The organism is Amycolatopsis sp. NPDC058986 (genome assembly GCF_042741125.1).
Taxonomy (GTDB): Bacteria; Actinomycetota; Actinomycetes; order Mycobacteriales; family Pseudonocardiaceae; genus Amycolatopsis.
Genome location: NZ_JBHYJW010000015.1, coordinates 69,794 through 82,608, shown reverse-complemented (window position 1 = coordinate 82,608; position 12,815 = coordinate 69,794). Strand labels below are relative to the sequence as shown.

Here is a 12,815-nt window from a genome sequence, read left to right as displayed (position 1 = left end):
GAGAAACAACGATGTTTCGCACAAGACTGGCCGCCGTCGCGCTCGCGGCGGTCGCCGCCGCCGCGGTTCCCGGGGTGGCCTCGGCCGCCCCCGCTTCCTTCAAGCACTACGTGTCGATGGGTGACTCCTACACCGCCGGGCCGCTCATCCCCTGGCAGCGGCTCGATCCGCTGACCTGCTTCCGCTCGACGAACAACTACCCGTCGTGGCTGGCGGCCAACCTGAAGATCGCCGACCACACCGACGTCAGCTGCAGCGGCGCGGACACCACGCACATGACGAAGCCGCAGAGCATTCCACTGTGGACGGCCGCGCCCCAGTTCGACGCGCTGAAGCCGGACACCGACCTCGTGTCGCTCGGCATCGGCGGCAACGACTTCGGCGTGTTCGGCACGCTCGTCGGCGACTGCCCGAAGCTGACCGCGTCGGACCCGACCGGCACGCCGTGCCGCGACAAGTACACGGTGAACGGCGTCGACACCATCAAGGCCAAGCTGGTCGACACCCAGGCACGGATCACCGAGGTGCTCCGCGGCATCCACCAGCGCTCGCCGAAGGCGAAGGTGCTGCTCGTCGGTTACCCGCGGATCGCCCCGTCGTCCGGCTACTGCCCGGACATCCTGCCTTTCGCCGATGGTGACGGGCACTGGCTCGACAGCGTCGAACAGGCCTTGAACCAGGCGCTCGCGAATGCGGCGAAGAAGGACGGCCGGACAACGTACGTCGACACGTACGGCCCGTCGCTCGGCCACGACGCCTGCGCGACCGGTGGTGCGGCGTGGATTCAGGGCAAGGACCTCAACCTCTTCGCCGCCGCGCCGTATCACCCGAACAAGGCCGGTGAGATCGGCGTCGCGAGCATCATCAAGAACAAGCTCACCGGCCGGTCCGCGTTGGACAAGGCACCGGCGACGGCGGGTGTTCCGGTGGCGGATCCGAAGGTGACCGGCGAGCTTGTGACGAAATCGGGCGTGCTCACCCACTAACCTGCGGATACCGTGACCGGCATGGACGACTGGTCACCCCGCACGCTGGCGATCGCGGCCGGACGGCCGGACGGGCCCGGCGAACCGCTGAACACGCCGCTCGTGCCCGCGAGTTCGTTCGGCGCGGGCGGCGAGTTCACTTACGCCCGCTCCGAAGGCACGCCGACGTGGGCGGCGTTCGAAGAGGCCATCGGTGCGCTCGAAGGCGGGCACGCCACGGCGTTCGCCTCGGGCGTCGCGACGCTGTCCGCGGTGCTGGACCTGCTGCCGGTCGGCGCGCGCGTCGCCGTGCCGACGTTCAGCTACGCGGTGACCCGTGGGGTGCTCGCACACGCGCAGCGGCTCGGGCGGCTGACCGTCACCGAGCTGGAGCCGACCGACACCGCGGCCTGGGTCGCCGAGGCGGCACAGGCGGATCTGCTGTGGCTGGAGTCGCCGACCAACCCGACGCTGGATGTCATGGAGATCGCCACCATCGCCGCGGCCGCGCGCGGGCGGGTCGTCGTGGACAACACGTTCGCGACGCCGCTCGCGCAACGGCCCCTGACGATGGGAGCGGACATCGTCGTGCACAGCGCGACGAAGCTGATCGGCGGGCACAGCGATCTGCTGCTCGGCGTCACCGTCGCGGCGGACGAAGCCCTCGCACGCGAACTGCGGGAGGCGCGGACCAGGGTCGGCTCGACGCCGGGCACGCTCGAAGCGTGGCTGGCGCTGCGCGGCCTGCGGACGATGCCGGTGCGGCTGCGGGAGCAATCGGCCACCGCGGCACTGCTCGCCGAGCGGCTCGGCGGGCACCCCGCGGTGACTCGCGTGCGGTATCCGGGCAGCGGCATGATGCTCGCCTTCGAGCTGCCGGACGCCGATGCCGCCGACAAGGTGTGTGCGTCGGTGCGGCTCATCCGCTCGGCCACAAGCCTGGGCGGGGTGGAGAGTCTCATCGAGCGGCGGGCGTGGCTCGCGGGCGAGGAACGTGTGCCGCCGGGGCTGATCCGGTTCAGTGTCGGGCTGGAGGATCCCGAGGATCTGTGGAAGGACCTCACCGCCGCTCTCGGGGTGTGAAGGTATCCACAGTTCCGTGGGTAAGTATCCACAATTGGGGACAAAGGGTTTTCTCTTCACCTTCGAACAATGCGAGGGCGGATCCGGAGAAAGGATTCGGTCAGCGAGTGGCTCCCGGACGGCGGAAACCGCAGATTTCGTGGGCTATCGTTCCGGCGGGGAAAGTGTTACCGTCGGCGTTGCGGCGCTGAGGTCTTTCTCTGGACCATAACGCGTGGCCGTTCCTATCGGCCGGTTCGCCGCCTTCGTTACCGGTTTGACCAGTGTCTTTTGTCACCACTTTAACGTTTAGTTTTTGCCGTCCGCATACGGCAGGATCGCGCTATCACCCGATCGAGTGAGGTCGTGGGTGTTCGCCCGGTGGGGGTCACCGCGCGTTCTGAATGATTCTTTGGAGCTCATCTTGAAGAAGACGATGGGTCGTCTCGCGGGCGCTGTGCTCGCGGCCGCCCTCATCACCGCGGCCGTTTCGCCGGCCGCGCTGGCGGACGACACGACGCCCACCAACGCCGCGTCGGTGCCGACCACCACCGAGGCACCTCCGACGACGACGACGCCGACCGCGCCGACTTCGGAGAATCCCACCACGGAGCCGACCAAGCCCACGGAGCCGACGAAGCCGACCGAGCCCACCAAGCCGACCGAGCCGACGAACACGAACACCACGAAGCCGACTCAGCCCACGAAGCCGACCAGCTCGCAGCCCGAGCTGCCGGGTGAGGGTGCTTACGAGGACGACGTGGCGTACGGCATCGACCTGGAGGGCAATGCGGGCGTCCTGCTCATCGCCTGTGCCGCCGGTCAGCCGACCGAGGTGTACTCGTCCGAGTTCGACCTGCTTGAGGGCCCGAACCAGTCCGAAGAGGACGGTCGGTACTGGACCTGGCTCGTGCAGCGGCACGAGGGCGTCAGCTTCGACACCGGCAACGTGAAGCTGCACTGGAAGTGCGGTGGCAGCAAGCCGGTCGACAACCCGGTCAAGCCCGGTGGCGGCGCCGGTGCCGGTGCGCCCGGCAACAAGAGCGGAAACTCGCAGGTCAAGTACGCGCCCAAGGGTGGCGTCGAGACCGGCTTCGGTGGCACGGCCGCGGCCTGATCGATGGTGACGAAGTTCGGACAGGGCGGCCGCGTGGTCGTGGCCGCCCTGGCCCTTTCCCTGACACTGGCCGGCTGTGGGTCGTCGGATCCGGCCCCGGCCGCGCAGCCGACAGCGCCTCCTCCCGCCGTACCGGTGACCAAGCCGTTCGACGGTCTTCGCCCGACCTCGGTCAAGATCCCGAAGATCGGCGCGGAGTCCTCGCTGATTTCCGTGCTGCCGAACAAGGACGGCAAGATCGCCGTCCCGTCGGTGAAGACGCCGATGCAGGCCGCGTGGTACCGGCTGTCCCCGGTGCCGGGCGAGACCGGCCCCGCGATCGTGCTGGGGCACGTCGACGGCAACAAGCAGCCCGGCATCTTCTTCAAGCTCAAGGACGTCGCCGCGGGCGACGAGGTGTTCATCGACCGCAGTGACGGCAAGAAGCTGAAGTTCGTGGTGGACCGCAAGGACGAGGTGCCGAAGGAGCAGTTCCCGAACGACGCGGTCTACGGCAACACCGACAAGCCGCAGCTGCGGCTCATCACCTGCGGTGGTGCCTTCGACCAGGCCGAGCACAGCTACAAGAACAACGTCATCGTCTACGCCCATCTGGCGGCGTAACGACGTGGCCCGAACGCCCCAATGTGGCATTGGGTGCGCTCAACGCACCGAATGTGGCGTTCGGTGCGTCAGACGCAGCGAACGCCACATTGGGGCGCTGGTCAGCCGACGCCCGCCGCGGGATAGGGGAAGGCGGCGGGCGCCGTCGCGTCCGGGCACACCCAGCGGCGCATCCCGGCGTCACAGACGGCGTAGCCCCAGTTGATCAGCCTGTCCTGCAGGATCTCCGGCAGCCTGGTCAGCCGGGTCGGCGTTTCGGCGAGCACGTGGGTCTTCTCGACCGGCGCCGGCAACGTGTCCGGCAGCTCGAAGTTCGCGATGTCGCCGTAGCTGCCCCAATACGTGCCGTCGAAGTCTTTGTCCACATAGGACTTCAGCAGCGAGCCGGTGCGTAGTTCGCGAACCTGGTTGTCGACCACGTCGAGCACCCGCTTCATCTGCCGCGGCCAGCTCCGCTTGACGTTCCTGACGTAGGGCATGCGTTTGCCGGCGTCACTCACCAGTACCGTCGCGCACTGGCCGTCGACCGGGTCGAGGCCGAGGTTGTCGTACATGCCGGCGTCGCCGAGCACGACCTTGCGTTTCCGGTTGTCCTCCAGCGGGTTCGGGATCACCACCGGGGAGAGCACCGGCGGGAACGCCGAGGACGCGGCGACCGCGGTCGCCAGCGGGAGCTTCCCGTGTGGTCCGTTCTGCCGGAAGAACCACCACAGCGTGCCGTCCTGCATGTTGGTCGCGGTGAACACGAACTGCGGGCCGTCCGGGCTGAGCTCGTCGAGGCTGCAATCCCCGAACAGATGCTTCGCGTAGGCGCGGGCCAGCTGCTCCCCGACGCTGCGCCAGGGAAGCATCATCGCCGTGAGCACCACCGGGACGTCGAGCTTCGTCCGCGCGAGTTTGCGGATCGGCCGCACGAACTCGGCGTCGAGGTTTTCCGCGATCCCGTCGGCGAAGCGAAGCTTGTGCCACGCGTGTGCCAGCACGCCCGCCGCGATCGAGCCCCCGGAAACGCTGGACACGGTGGTGATCCTGGGCAGCCAGCCGAGTTCGTTGAGCCGCCACAACGCCCCGGTGTGGAACAGCATCGCGCGGTACCCGCCGCCGGAAAGCGCGAGTCCGACGCCTTGTCGCCGAAATGTGGTCATATCCATGGCATCCCCCACGTGCGATGAGTGTAGGGGGAGTCGCAAGTACCCCGAGTCCTGTTACCCGGAGCCGGATTATCCGCCGGATGGCGTAGGCGGATCAATCCAGCAGAGGAGTGAGCAGCCGGTGATCCTCCGTAGGCACGTATTCGGCGTAGTTGTCGTACAACGCCTGTTTGGCCAGGTGAGAGGCGCGGCCACCGTCGGCGTCGCGGATCGCTTCGAGGACGTCGGCGTGGTGGGTCAGCCAGGCACGCATCAGTGAAGTCCGGTCTTGTGCGTGCTCCAGCTTGTCCTCGATGAGTTCGAGGACGACGCCGCGCACGACCTCACTGCTGATCACCAGCAGCGGATTTCCCGACGCCCGCGCGATGATCTCGTGGAACGCGACATCGGCGTGGCTGAACTCGGCGAAACCCTGCTCGGCGCCCGACCGCATCGCGGCGAGCGCGGCGTCCAGATCGGCCAGGTCATCCTCGGTGCGCAGCTGCGCGGCCAGCAGATGCGCCGACCCGTCGAGCGTCATCCGGAACTGCAGCAACTCGGCGAGCCCGACGTGCTCGGCGCGGGCGAGCCGCTGCATGGAGCGCTGCAACGCGGCCGGTGACGCGGCCAGCACCTCCGGGCCACGCGGATCACCGGGCCGGGAGCGGATCATTTCCGCCGCCTGCAACACCCGGAGCGCCTCGCGCACGGTCGAGCGGCCGACGCCGAACTGCGTCATCAGTTCACGCTCGCTGGGCAGCCGCTCGCCGGGTTTCAGCCGGCCGCTGAACACGGCTTCCTCGATCTGCTCGACGACCCGTTCGTAGGCGCGGACCGGGGCGACCGGTTCGAATCTCATCCCGTTGCACCCCCTTGACCACTGCGTCCTGCGGTGCGAAGGTTACTGGTCAGACCAGTGTACCGCCAGAGCATGGTGGAGGGCGTATGAAGAGCCGGCTTCCCGCCGCGGCACTCGCGCTGCTGCTGGTGACGTCCGGCTGCTCGGCGGGCTCCAGCGCGAGCGTCTCGGGCGGGCCGGACACGCTGTCCGTCGGCTTCACCGCCGAACCCGCGAACTTCGACTTCACGCACAGCGACGGCACCGCGATCCCGCAGGCCTTGCTCTACAACGTCTACGAAGGCTTGGTGAAGCTGGACGCCGAAAGCCATATCGTCCCGCTCCTGGCCGAGTCGTGGACGATCAGCCCGGATCGCAGGACGTACGACTTCCAGCTGCGCAAGGGCGTGAAGTTCGGCAACGGCGCGGAGTTCACCGCGGACGACGTCAAGTTCTCGCTGATGCGCGTCAAGACCGACTGGACGATCTCGATCAAGTCCACAATGGACGTCGTCGACCACGTCGACGTGGTGGCGCCGGACCACGCGCGCGTCGTGCTGACCAAGCCGAGCAACGGCTGGCTGTTCAGCCTCACCAGCAGACTTGGCGCGATGTTCAGCCGCACCGGCGCCGGGGATCTGGCGAACAAGCCGATCGGCACCGGGCCGTACGTCGTGGCGTCCCGCAAGCGCGGCGATTCCGTCGTGCTCAAGGCGAATCCGGCCTACTGGGGCCGGAAACCGGCGTACGGGACCGTGGTACTCAAGTACATCAAGGACCCGACCGCGCTCAACAACGCCTTGCTGTCCAACGGAATCGACGTCATTTCGGCGATCACCGCGCCGGACTCGATCCCGCAGTTCACTGGTGACGACCGGTTCACCGTCGTCCAGGGCAGTACGAACAGCGAGGTCACGATGGCGATGAACAACGCGCGTGCCCCGCTGAACGACGTCCGCGTGCGGCAGGCGCTGACCTACGCGATCGACCGCAAGGCACTGCTCGACACCGCGTGGGGCGGCCGCGGCACGTTGATCGGCAGCATGGTCCCGCCGACGGATCCCTGGTACGAGGACCTTTCGACGTACTACCCGTTCGACCCGGCGAAGGCGAAATCCCTGCTCGCCGCAGCGGGCGCGACGAATCTCAATCTGCGGCTGCGGATCCCGAACCTCCCATACGCGGTGTCCGCCGCGCAGGTCGTCGCCTCACAGCTGGCCGACGTCGGTGTGCACGTGACCATCGAGCCGCTGGACTTCCCGGCGGTGTGGCTCAAACAGGTCTTCACCGACCACGACTACGACCTGTCGATCATCCAGCACGTCGAGGCCCGTGACATCACGACGTTCGGCAAGCCCAAGTACTACTGGGGTTACGACAACAAGGACGTCCAGCGGCTGCTGGCCGAGGCGGACACCGGGACGCCGGAACAGCAGGTCGCGGACATGCGCCAGGTGGCGAAGCGGCTCACCGCGGACGCCGCTGCGGACTGGCTTTTCCTGTTCCCCAACGTGATCGTGGCGAAGTCGAAGGTCACCGGGTTCGTGCGGAACCAGGTCAGCGAATCCTTCGACCTCACCGGATTGGCGCCGCGATGACCGTCAAGGTGCTTCGGCGCATCGCGATCCTGCTGGTCAGCGTGTTCGCGGCGTCCATTGTGGTCTTTCTCTTCATGGCCGTGCTGCCGGGCGATCCCGCGCAGGTAGCCCTCGGCGTCAACGCGACGCCGGAACTGGTCGCGAAGACCCGTGCGGAGTTCGGCATCGACCGGCCGCTGGTCACGCAGTACTTCGACTGGATCGGCGGTGTCCTGCGCGGCGACTTCGGCCGCTCGTACGTCACGCGCGAGGCGATCGGGCCACAGCTGCTCGACCGGCTCGGCGTGACGTTGTGGCTGGTCGGCGCGGGCATGCTGATCGCGGTCGTGATCGCCGTTCCGGTCGGGACGTTCGCCGCGGTGCGACACCGGAAGCTGTCCGGCGCCGGCGTTTCCGGGCTGTCGCAGATCGGTGTCGCGATTCCCGCGTTCCTCGCCGGGATCATCCTGGTGCAGATCTTCGCGGTGCAGCTGCGCTGGCTGCCTTCGGGCGGGTGGACGCCGCCGAACCAGGACTTCGGCGAGTTCCTGCGCGGGCTCGTGCTTCCGGCGTTGTCGCTCGGCCTGGTGCAGGGCGCGGTCGTGACGCGCTACGTCCGCTCGGCCGTGCTGGACACGCTGGGACAGGACTATTTGCGCACCGCGCGGTCGAAGGGCCTGCGGCCGGGGCAGGCGCTGTACCGGCACGGGCTGCGCAACGCAGCCGTCCCGGTGGTCACCGTGCTGGGTCTGCAACTCGCGACGCTGCTGATCGGCGCGGTGGTCGTCGAGCGCGTGTTCGTCCTGCCGGGGCTGGGCAGCATGCTGCTCGACGCCGTCGCGGCGCGGGATCTGCTGACCGTGCAAGGAATCGTGCTGGTGCTGGTGGTCGGCGTGCTGCTGGTGAACTTCGTGGTCGACGTGCTGTACACGGCGCTCGACCCGAGATTGCGGGGTTCGTGATGGCCGTGGTCACCCGGAACCGCAACGGCAGCCTGGTCGTCGGGCTGGTACTGGTCGGGCTCGTCGTGCTCGCGGCGCTGGTGTCGTTCCTGTGGACGCCGCACGATCCGGTCAAGGTCGACGCCGCGCACCGGCTGCTCGGACCCGGCGGCGAGAACCTGTTCGGCACCGACAAGTTCGGCCGCGACGTGTTCAGCCAGATCATGGTCGGCGCGCGTACGACGCTGTACGTCGGCGTGGTCGCGGTCGGGATCGCCGCGGTGATCGGCACCCCGCTCGGGATCTTCGCCGCGATGACGCCGCGCTGGCTCGGCGAGTTCGTCATGCGCGTCAACGACCTCGTGCTCGCGTTTCCCGCGCTGCTGCTGGCGATCATGTTCGGCGCGGTGTTCGGGGCGGACACGCTGACCGCGATGGTCGCGATCGGCATCGCGACCATCCCGTCCTTCGCGCGGATCGCGCGGTCCGGCGCGTTGCAGATCCTGAGCAGTGAGTTCGTCCTGGCGGCGCGCTCGGCGGGGCGGTCGCGGCTGAACATCGCCGTGCGCCACGTGGTCCCGAACATCGCCGGACTGCTGATCGTGCAGGCGTCCGTGTCGTTCGCGATCGCCGTGCTCGCCGAGGCCGCGCTGTCGTTCCTCGGGTTCGGCACCCGGCCGCCGACGCCGTCGTGGGGCCGGATGCTCCAGGAATCGCAGGAACTCCTGACCTCCTACCCACGGCTCGCGCTGGTCCCCGGTATCGCGATCGCCGTCGCCGTCCTCGGCTTCAACCTCCTCGGCGACGGCCTGCGCGACCGTCTCGACCCCCGATTGGCGGCCCGGCTATGACGCTGGAAGTACGCGGGCTCACCGTGGCGGGGCTGGTCAGGGACATCTCGTTCGAGATCGGGGCGGGTGAGCGGGTCGGGTTGATCGGTGAGTCCGGGTCGGGGAAATCGCTGACGGCGTTGTCGGTCATGGGCCTGCTGCCCGAGGAGCTGACGGCCAAGGGGTCGATCAAGCTCGACGGTCGTGAGCTGCTCGGAGTGTCCGAAAAGGACATTTCGCGACTGCGGGGCAATGAGCTGTCGATGGTGTTCCAGGAGCCGATGACCGCGCTCAATCCCGCGATGCGCGTCGGCAGGCAGGTCGCCGAACCGATCCGGATCCACGGCACGCGACGTGATCCCGGCAAAGCCGCCGACGAACTGCTCGACTCCGTCGGCCTGCCCGGCACGTCCCGCGCGTATCCGCATCAGTTGTCGGGCGGACAGCGGCAGCGTGTCGTCCTCGCGATCGCGCTGGCGAACAATCCGAAACTGCTCATCTGCGACGAGCCGACCACCGCGCTCGACGTCACCGTGCAGGCGCAGATCCTCGACCTCATCCGCGCGCGGCTTTCCAGTGCGAGCGCGCTGTTGTTCATCACGCACGACCTCGCCGTGGTCGCGTCGGTGTGCGAACGCGTGCTCGTGATGCTGGACGGCGAGATCGTCGAATCCGGCACCACGCGTGAAGTCCTGACCGCGCCGAAACACGAGTACACCCGCAAGCTGCTGGCCGCGTCGGATCTGGAGGCCCGCCGATGACGCCGATCATCGAGGTCAAGGATCTGGAACGCCGTTACGCGCGGCGGGACGTCCACGCGTTGCGCGGGGTGTCGTTCGACGTCGAGGCCGGACAGCGCTTCGGGATCGTCGGCGAATCCGGCTCGGGAAAGTCCACTTTGGTCAGACTGCTCGCGGCGCTCGACAAGCCGACCGCCGGGTCCGTGACGTTCCAAGGGCAACGGATCGACACGCTGCCGGAACGCAGGCTTGGCTTCCTGCGGTCGGAACTCCAGATCGTGTTCCAGGACCCGATGGGCTCGCTCGATCCGCGCATGCGTGTCCGGGACATCGTCGCCGAACCGCTCGGCCGCGCTGCGGGGCGTCGCGAGCGGGTCACCGAGATGCTCGCCGCCGTCGGGCTTCCCGCGGATGCGGCCGAGCGTTATCCGCACCAGTTTTCCGGCGGGCAACGCCAGCGGATCTCGATCGCCCGTGCGCTCGCGCCGAACCCGAGCGTGCTCGTCGCCGACGAGCCGGTCAGCGCACTGGACGTCTCGGTGCGCGCACAGATTCTCGACCTGCTTGCCTCGCTGGTGGAGACGTTCTCGTTGACGCTGGTGTTCGTCTCGCACGACCTCGGTGTGGTGCGGCACGTGTGCGATCGCGTCGCGGTGATGCGCCGCGGCGAGATCGTTGAACTGGGCGACGTCGACCAGGTCTACGACGCGCCACAGCACGAGTACACCCGGGAGCTGCTCGCGGCCGCGCCCAGCCTGCGTGCCGCGCTGGCCCGGCTGAGCGAAGGGGGCGAAGATGGCTAGGTTCGAAGTACTCTTTACCGCTGAGAACCCATCAGCAGAGTATCCGGAGGGCCTGCCGATCGGTGCCGATTGGACGTCCACAGTGGACACGGCGCCGGTGGTGTTCCCGTACGACGGCAGCGTCGTCGGTCAGGCGCCGGTCGGGACGCCGGAGCTGGCGCGGAAGGCGATCGACGAAGCCGTCGCCGTCGCTCGTGAGGTCGCGGCGTTGCCCTCGCGGACTCGGCGTTCGATCCTCAACGACGTCGCAGCCGCGGTGGCATCGCGGCGTGCGGAGTTCGAACAGCTTTTGGTGCTGGAGACCGGGAAGCCGCTGGTGGACTGCCGGGTCGAGGTCGCCCGCACGATCGTCACCTGGCAGGCGGCGGCCGAGGAGGTCTCGCGGTTGCACGGCGAGACAGTGCCACTCGACCTGCTGCCTTCGGGCGACGGGCTGGTCGGGTTCTGGAAGCGCAAGCCGATCGGCATCGTCGTCGGGATCGCCGGGTTCAACTACCCATTGCTCCTCGCCTCGCACAAGATCGCGCCCGCCGTCGCCGCGGGCTGCCCGGTCGTGGTGAAACCCGCGCCGCAGACGCCCCTTGCCACGTTGTGGCTGGTCCACCTGGTGCGTTCGGTGACGGACGTTCCCACGATGGTCCAGTTGGTCACCGGCGATGCCTCGGTGGGCTCGGCGCTGGTCACCGACCGGCGGATCGGCGCGGTGTCCTTCACCGGCTCGGCCGCGGTCGGCCACCGGATCGCGCGCGACGCGGCGCCGACGAAGACGTTGCTGGAGCTGGGATCCAACGCCGCACTGGTCGTCGCCGAGGATGCCGACCTCGACGCCGCGGCGGACGCGGTGCTGCGTGGCGGGTTCTACGCCTCCGGCCAGGCGTGCATCTCGGTGCAGCGGCTGCTGGTGGTGGACGCGGTCGCCGACGAGTTCACCGAACGCGTGCTGTCCCGGCTCGGCGAGGTCGTCATCGGCGACCCGAGGGACGAGAAGACGCGGGTTTCGGCGCTGATCGACGAGGGGTCGACGCAACGCGTCCTGGACTGGGTCGACAAAGCGACATCCTCGGGGGCGCGGCTGCTCGCGGGTGGCAGTGCGGAGGGGCCGGTGATCCGGCCGACCGTGCTCGCCGACGTCCCCGACGGCGTCGACTGCTGGGACGAGGAAATCTTCGGTCCGGTCGTCTGCCTGCGCACGGTGTCCGATGTGGACAGTGCGTTCGCCGCGGTCAACGCGTCGCGCTACGGGCTGCACGCGAGTGTGTTCAGCCGTTCGCTGAACACCGCGTTCCGCGCGCTGGACGAGCTGGAGGTCGGCGGCGTCGTGATCAACGAGGTGCCCGGGTTCCGGTCCGACACCATGCCGTACGGCGGGGTCAAGGACTCCGGGATCGGCAGGGAGGGGCCGCGGTTCGCGGTCGAGGAGCTGACGGTGACCAGGATGGCGGTGTTGCGGCCGTGAACTACGAGAACTTGTTCCGGCTCGATGGCAAACGCGCGGTCGTGCTCGGCGGCGGCAGCGGGATCGGCCGGGAATCCGCGCGGGCGCTGGCCGCGCACGGTGCGTCGGTGATCTGTGCGGATCGCGACGTCGCCTCCGCACGCGAGACGGGCGTCGGCGACGCGTACGAGATCGACATCCTCGCGCCGGGTGCGATCTCACGCGCCGTGGCCGACCTCGGCGAGGTCGACATCGTTGTCCTGACCGCCGCGACCAACGTACGCAAACGTTTGCTCGACTACACCCGCGAGGAGTTCGACCGGGTGATCGCGTTGAATCTCGGCGCGACTTTCGATGTCGTGCGGGCCTTCGGCGCCGGTATGGTCGAGCGGGGGCGGGGCAGCATCATCGGGTTCTCGTCGATCCGCGGGACCACCGTCGAGCCTGGCCAGGGGCCGTATTCGGCCACGAAGGCCGGGCTGGTCCAGCTCTTCCGCACGGCCGCCGCGGAGTTCGGCCCGGCCGGGGTCCGGGTCAACGCGATCGCGCCCGGCGTCGTCGAAACTCCGCTGACGGCGCAGATCAAGGCGAACCCGGAGTGGTACGACGCCTACGCCACCAAGGGTGCGCTGGGCCGCTGGGCGCGCCCGGACGAACTGGCGGGCGCGGTGGTCTACCTGGCCTCGGACGCGTCGAGCTTCGTGACCGGGTCGGTGCTCGCCGTCGACGGTGGCTGGACCGCCGTCGACGGCCGCTTCACCCCGCCCGCCTGAC

Annotated in this window: 13 protein-coding genes; 11 read left to right on the top strand and 2 right to left on the bottom strand. The window is 68.6% G+C overall.

Translation table 11 applies throughout. The features are described 5' to 3' along the window. The first annotated feature begins 11 nt into the window (after window positions 1–11). The 4 genes from ACFW0G_RS16065 to ACFW0G_RS16050 all read left to right on the top strand — a co-directional run bounded on the left by ACFW0G_RS16065 (window position 12) and on the right by ACFW0G_RS16050 (window position 3,747). A complete protein-coding gene (locus ACFW0G_RS16065; protein ID WP_378326005.1) occupies window positions 12–986 on the top strand; it encodes an SGNH/GDSL hydrolase family protein in 975 nt (324 codons plus the stop codon). Between the two features lie 21 nt (window positions 987–1,007). Next, window positions 1,008–2,048, top strand: a complete 1,041-nt coding sequence (locus ACFW0G_RS16060) for a trans-sulfuration enzyme family protein (RefSeq protein WP_378326004.1) — start codon at window positions 1,008–1,010, stop codon at window positions 2,046–2,048. Window positions 2,049–2,451: 403 nt separating this feature from the next. Then, window positions 2,452–3,144: a hypothetical protein gene (locus ACFW0G_RS16055; protein ID WP_378326003.1), complete on the top strand. Its 693-nt coding sequence runs from the start codon at window positions 2,452–2,454 to the stop codon at window positions 3,142–3,144. 3 nt (window positions 3,145–3,147) lie between these two features. Further along, window positions 3,148–3,747, top strand: coding sequence for a class F sortase (locus tag ACFW0G_RS16050; RefSeq protein WP_378326001.1), 600 nt, complete (start codon window positions 3,148–3,150; stop codon window positions 3,745–3,747). Window positions 3,748–3,848: 101 nt separating this feature from the next. Here ACFW0G_RS16050 and ACFW0G_RS16045 read toward each other — a convergent pair whose 3' ends face one another. Beyond that, entirely contained in the window at window positions 3,849–4,892 is a 1,044-nt protein-coding gene (locus ACFW0G_RS16045) for a patatin-like phospholipase family protein (protein ID WP_378326000.1), read from the bottom strand. 100 nt (window positions 4,893–4,992) lie between these two features. After that, a complete protein-coding gene (locus ACFW0G_RS16040) occupies window positions 4,993–5,736 on the bottom strand; it encodes a FadR/GntR family transcriptional regulator (protein ID WP_378325999.1) in 744 nt (247 codons plus the stop codon). An 86-nt stretch (window positions 5,737–5,822) separates the two neighbouring features. On the opposite strand from ACFW0G_RS16040, the gene ACFW0G_RS16035 reads away from it, so the two are divergent. Genes ACFW0G_RS16035 through ACFW0G_RS16005 form a run of 7 tightly spaced genes read left to right on the top strand, consistent with a single transcriptional unit; the run spans window position 5,823 to window position 12,814 of the window. Next, a complete protein-coding gene (locus tag ACFW0G_RS16035) occupies window positions 5,823–7,313 on the top strand; it encodes an ABC transporter substrate-binding protein (protein WP_378325998.1) in 1,491 nt (496 codons plus the stop codon). Further along, the gene (locus tag ACFW0G_RS16030) at window positions 7,310–8,254 is read left to right on the top strand and encodes an ABC transporter permease (protein ID WP_378325997.1); all 945 of its coding nucleotides are present in this window, start codon (window positions 7,310–7,312) and stop codon (window positions 8,252–8,254) included. The genes ACFW0G_RS16035 and ACFW0G_RS16030 overlap by 4 nt, the downstream gene beginning before the upstream one ends. Continuing rightward, on the top strand, window positions 8,254–9,084 hold the full coding sequence (locus ACFW0G_RS16025; protein WP_378325996.1) for an ABC transporter permease: 831 nt from the start codon (window positions 8,254–8,256) through the stop codon (window positions 9,082–9,084). Before ACFW0G_RS16030 ends, ACFW0G_RS16025 begins: the two co-directional genes overlap by 1 nt. Beyond that, complete coding sequence (locus ACFW0G_RS16020; RefSeq protein WP_378325994.1) at window positions 9,081–9,824, top strand: ABC transporter ATP-binding protein; 744 nt, start codon at window positions 9,081–9,083, stop codon at window positions 9,822–9,824. Before ACFW0G_RS16025 ends, ACFW0G_RS16020 begins: the two co-directional genes overlap by 4 nt. Then, window positions 9,821–10,606 carry an ATP-binding cassette domain-containing protein gene (locus ACFW0G_RS16015; protein ID WP_378325993.1) on the top strand — a complete coding sequence of 262 codons (786 nt, stop codon included), beginning with the start codon at window positions 9,821–9,823 and terminating at the stop codon, window positions 10,604–10,606. The genes ACFW0G_RS16020 and ACFW0G_RS16015 overlap by 4 nt, the downstream gene beginning before the upstream one ends. Next, window positions 10,599–12,062 (top strand): aldehyde dehydrogenase family protein, encoded by a 1,464-nt coding sequence (locus ACFW0G_RS16010; protein WP_378325991.1) that lies wholly within the window; start codon window positions 10,599–10,601, stop codon window positions 12,060–12,062. Before ACFW0G_RS16015 ends, ACFW0G_RS16010 begins: the two co-directional genes overlap by 8 nt. Next, window positions 12,059–12,814, top strand: a complete 756-nt coding sequence (locus tag ACFW0G_RS16005; protein WP_378325989.1) for an SDR family NAD(P)-dependent oxidoreductase — start codon at window positions 12,059–12,061, stop codon at window positions 12,812–12,814. The genes ACFW0G_RS16010 and ACFW0G_RS16005 overlap by 4 nt, the downstream gene beginning before the upstream one ends. Window position 12,815: the final 1 nt, after the last annotated feature.

Coding starts and splice junctions, on each gene's coding strand:
- ACFW0G_RS16065 (WP_378326005.1), top strand. CDS start 12: ATGTTTCGCACAAGACTGGCCGCCGTCGCGCTCGCGGCGGTCGCCGCC.
- ACFW0G_RS16060 (WP_378326004.1), top strand. CDS start 1,008: ATGGACGACTGGTCACCCCGCACGCTGGCGATCGCGGCCGGACGGCCG.
- ACFW0G_RS16050 (WP_378326001.1), top strand. CDS start 3,148: ATGGTGACGAAGTTCGGACAGGGCGGCCGCGTGGTCGTGGCCGCCCTG.
- ACFW0G_RS16045 (WP_378326000.1), bottom strand. CDS start 4,892: ATGACCACATTTCGGCGACAAGGCGTCGGACTCGCGCTTTCCGGCGGC.
- ACFW0G_RS16040 (WP_378325999.1), bottom strand. CDS start 5,736: ATGAGATTCGAACCGGTCGCCCCGGTCCGCGCCTACGAACGGGTCGTC.
- ACFW0G_RS16035 (WP_378325998.1), top strand. CDS start 5,823: ATGAAGAGCCGGCTTCCCGCCGCGGCACTCGCGCTGCTGCTGGTGACG.
- ACFW0G_RS16030 (WP_378325997.1), top strand. CDS start 7,310: ATGACCGTCAAGGTGCTTCGGCGCATCGCGATCCTGCTGGTCAGCGTG.
- ACFW0G_RS16025 (WP_378325996.1), top strand. CDS start 8,254: ATGGCCGTGGTCACCCGGAACCGCAACGGCAGCCTGGTCGTCGGGCTG.
- ACFW0G_RS16020 (WP_378325994.1), top strand. CDS start 9,081: ATGACGCTGGAAGTACGCGGGCTCACCGTGGCGGGGCTGGTCAGGGAC.
- ACFW0G_RS16015 (WP_378325993.1), top strand. CDS start 9,821: ATGACGCCGATCATCGAGGTCAAGGATCTGGAACGCCGTTACGCGCGG.
- ACFW0G_RS16010 (WP_378325991.1), top strand. CDS start 10,599: ATGGCTAGGTTCGAAGTACTCTTTACCGCTGAGAACCCATCAGCAGAG.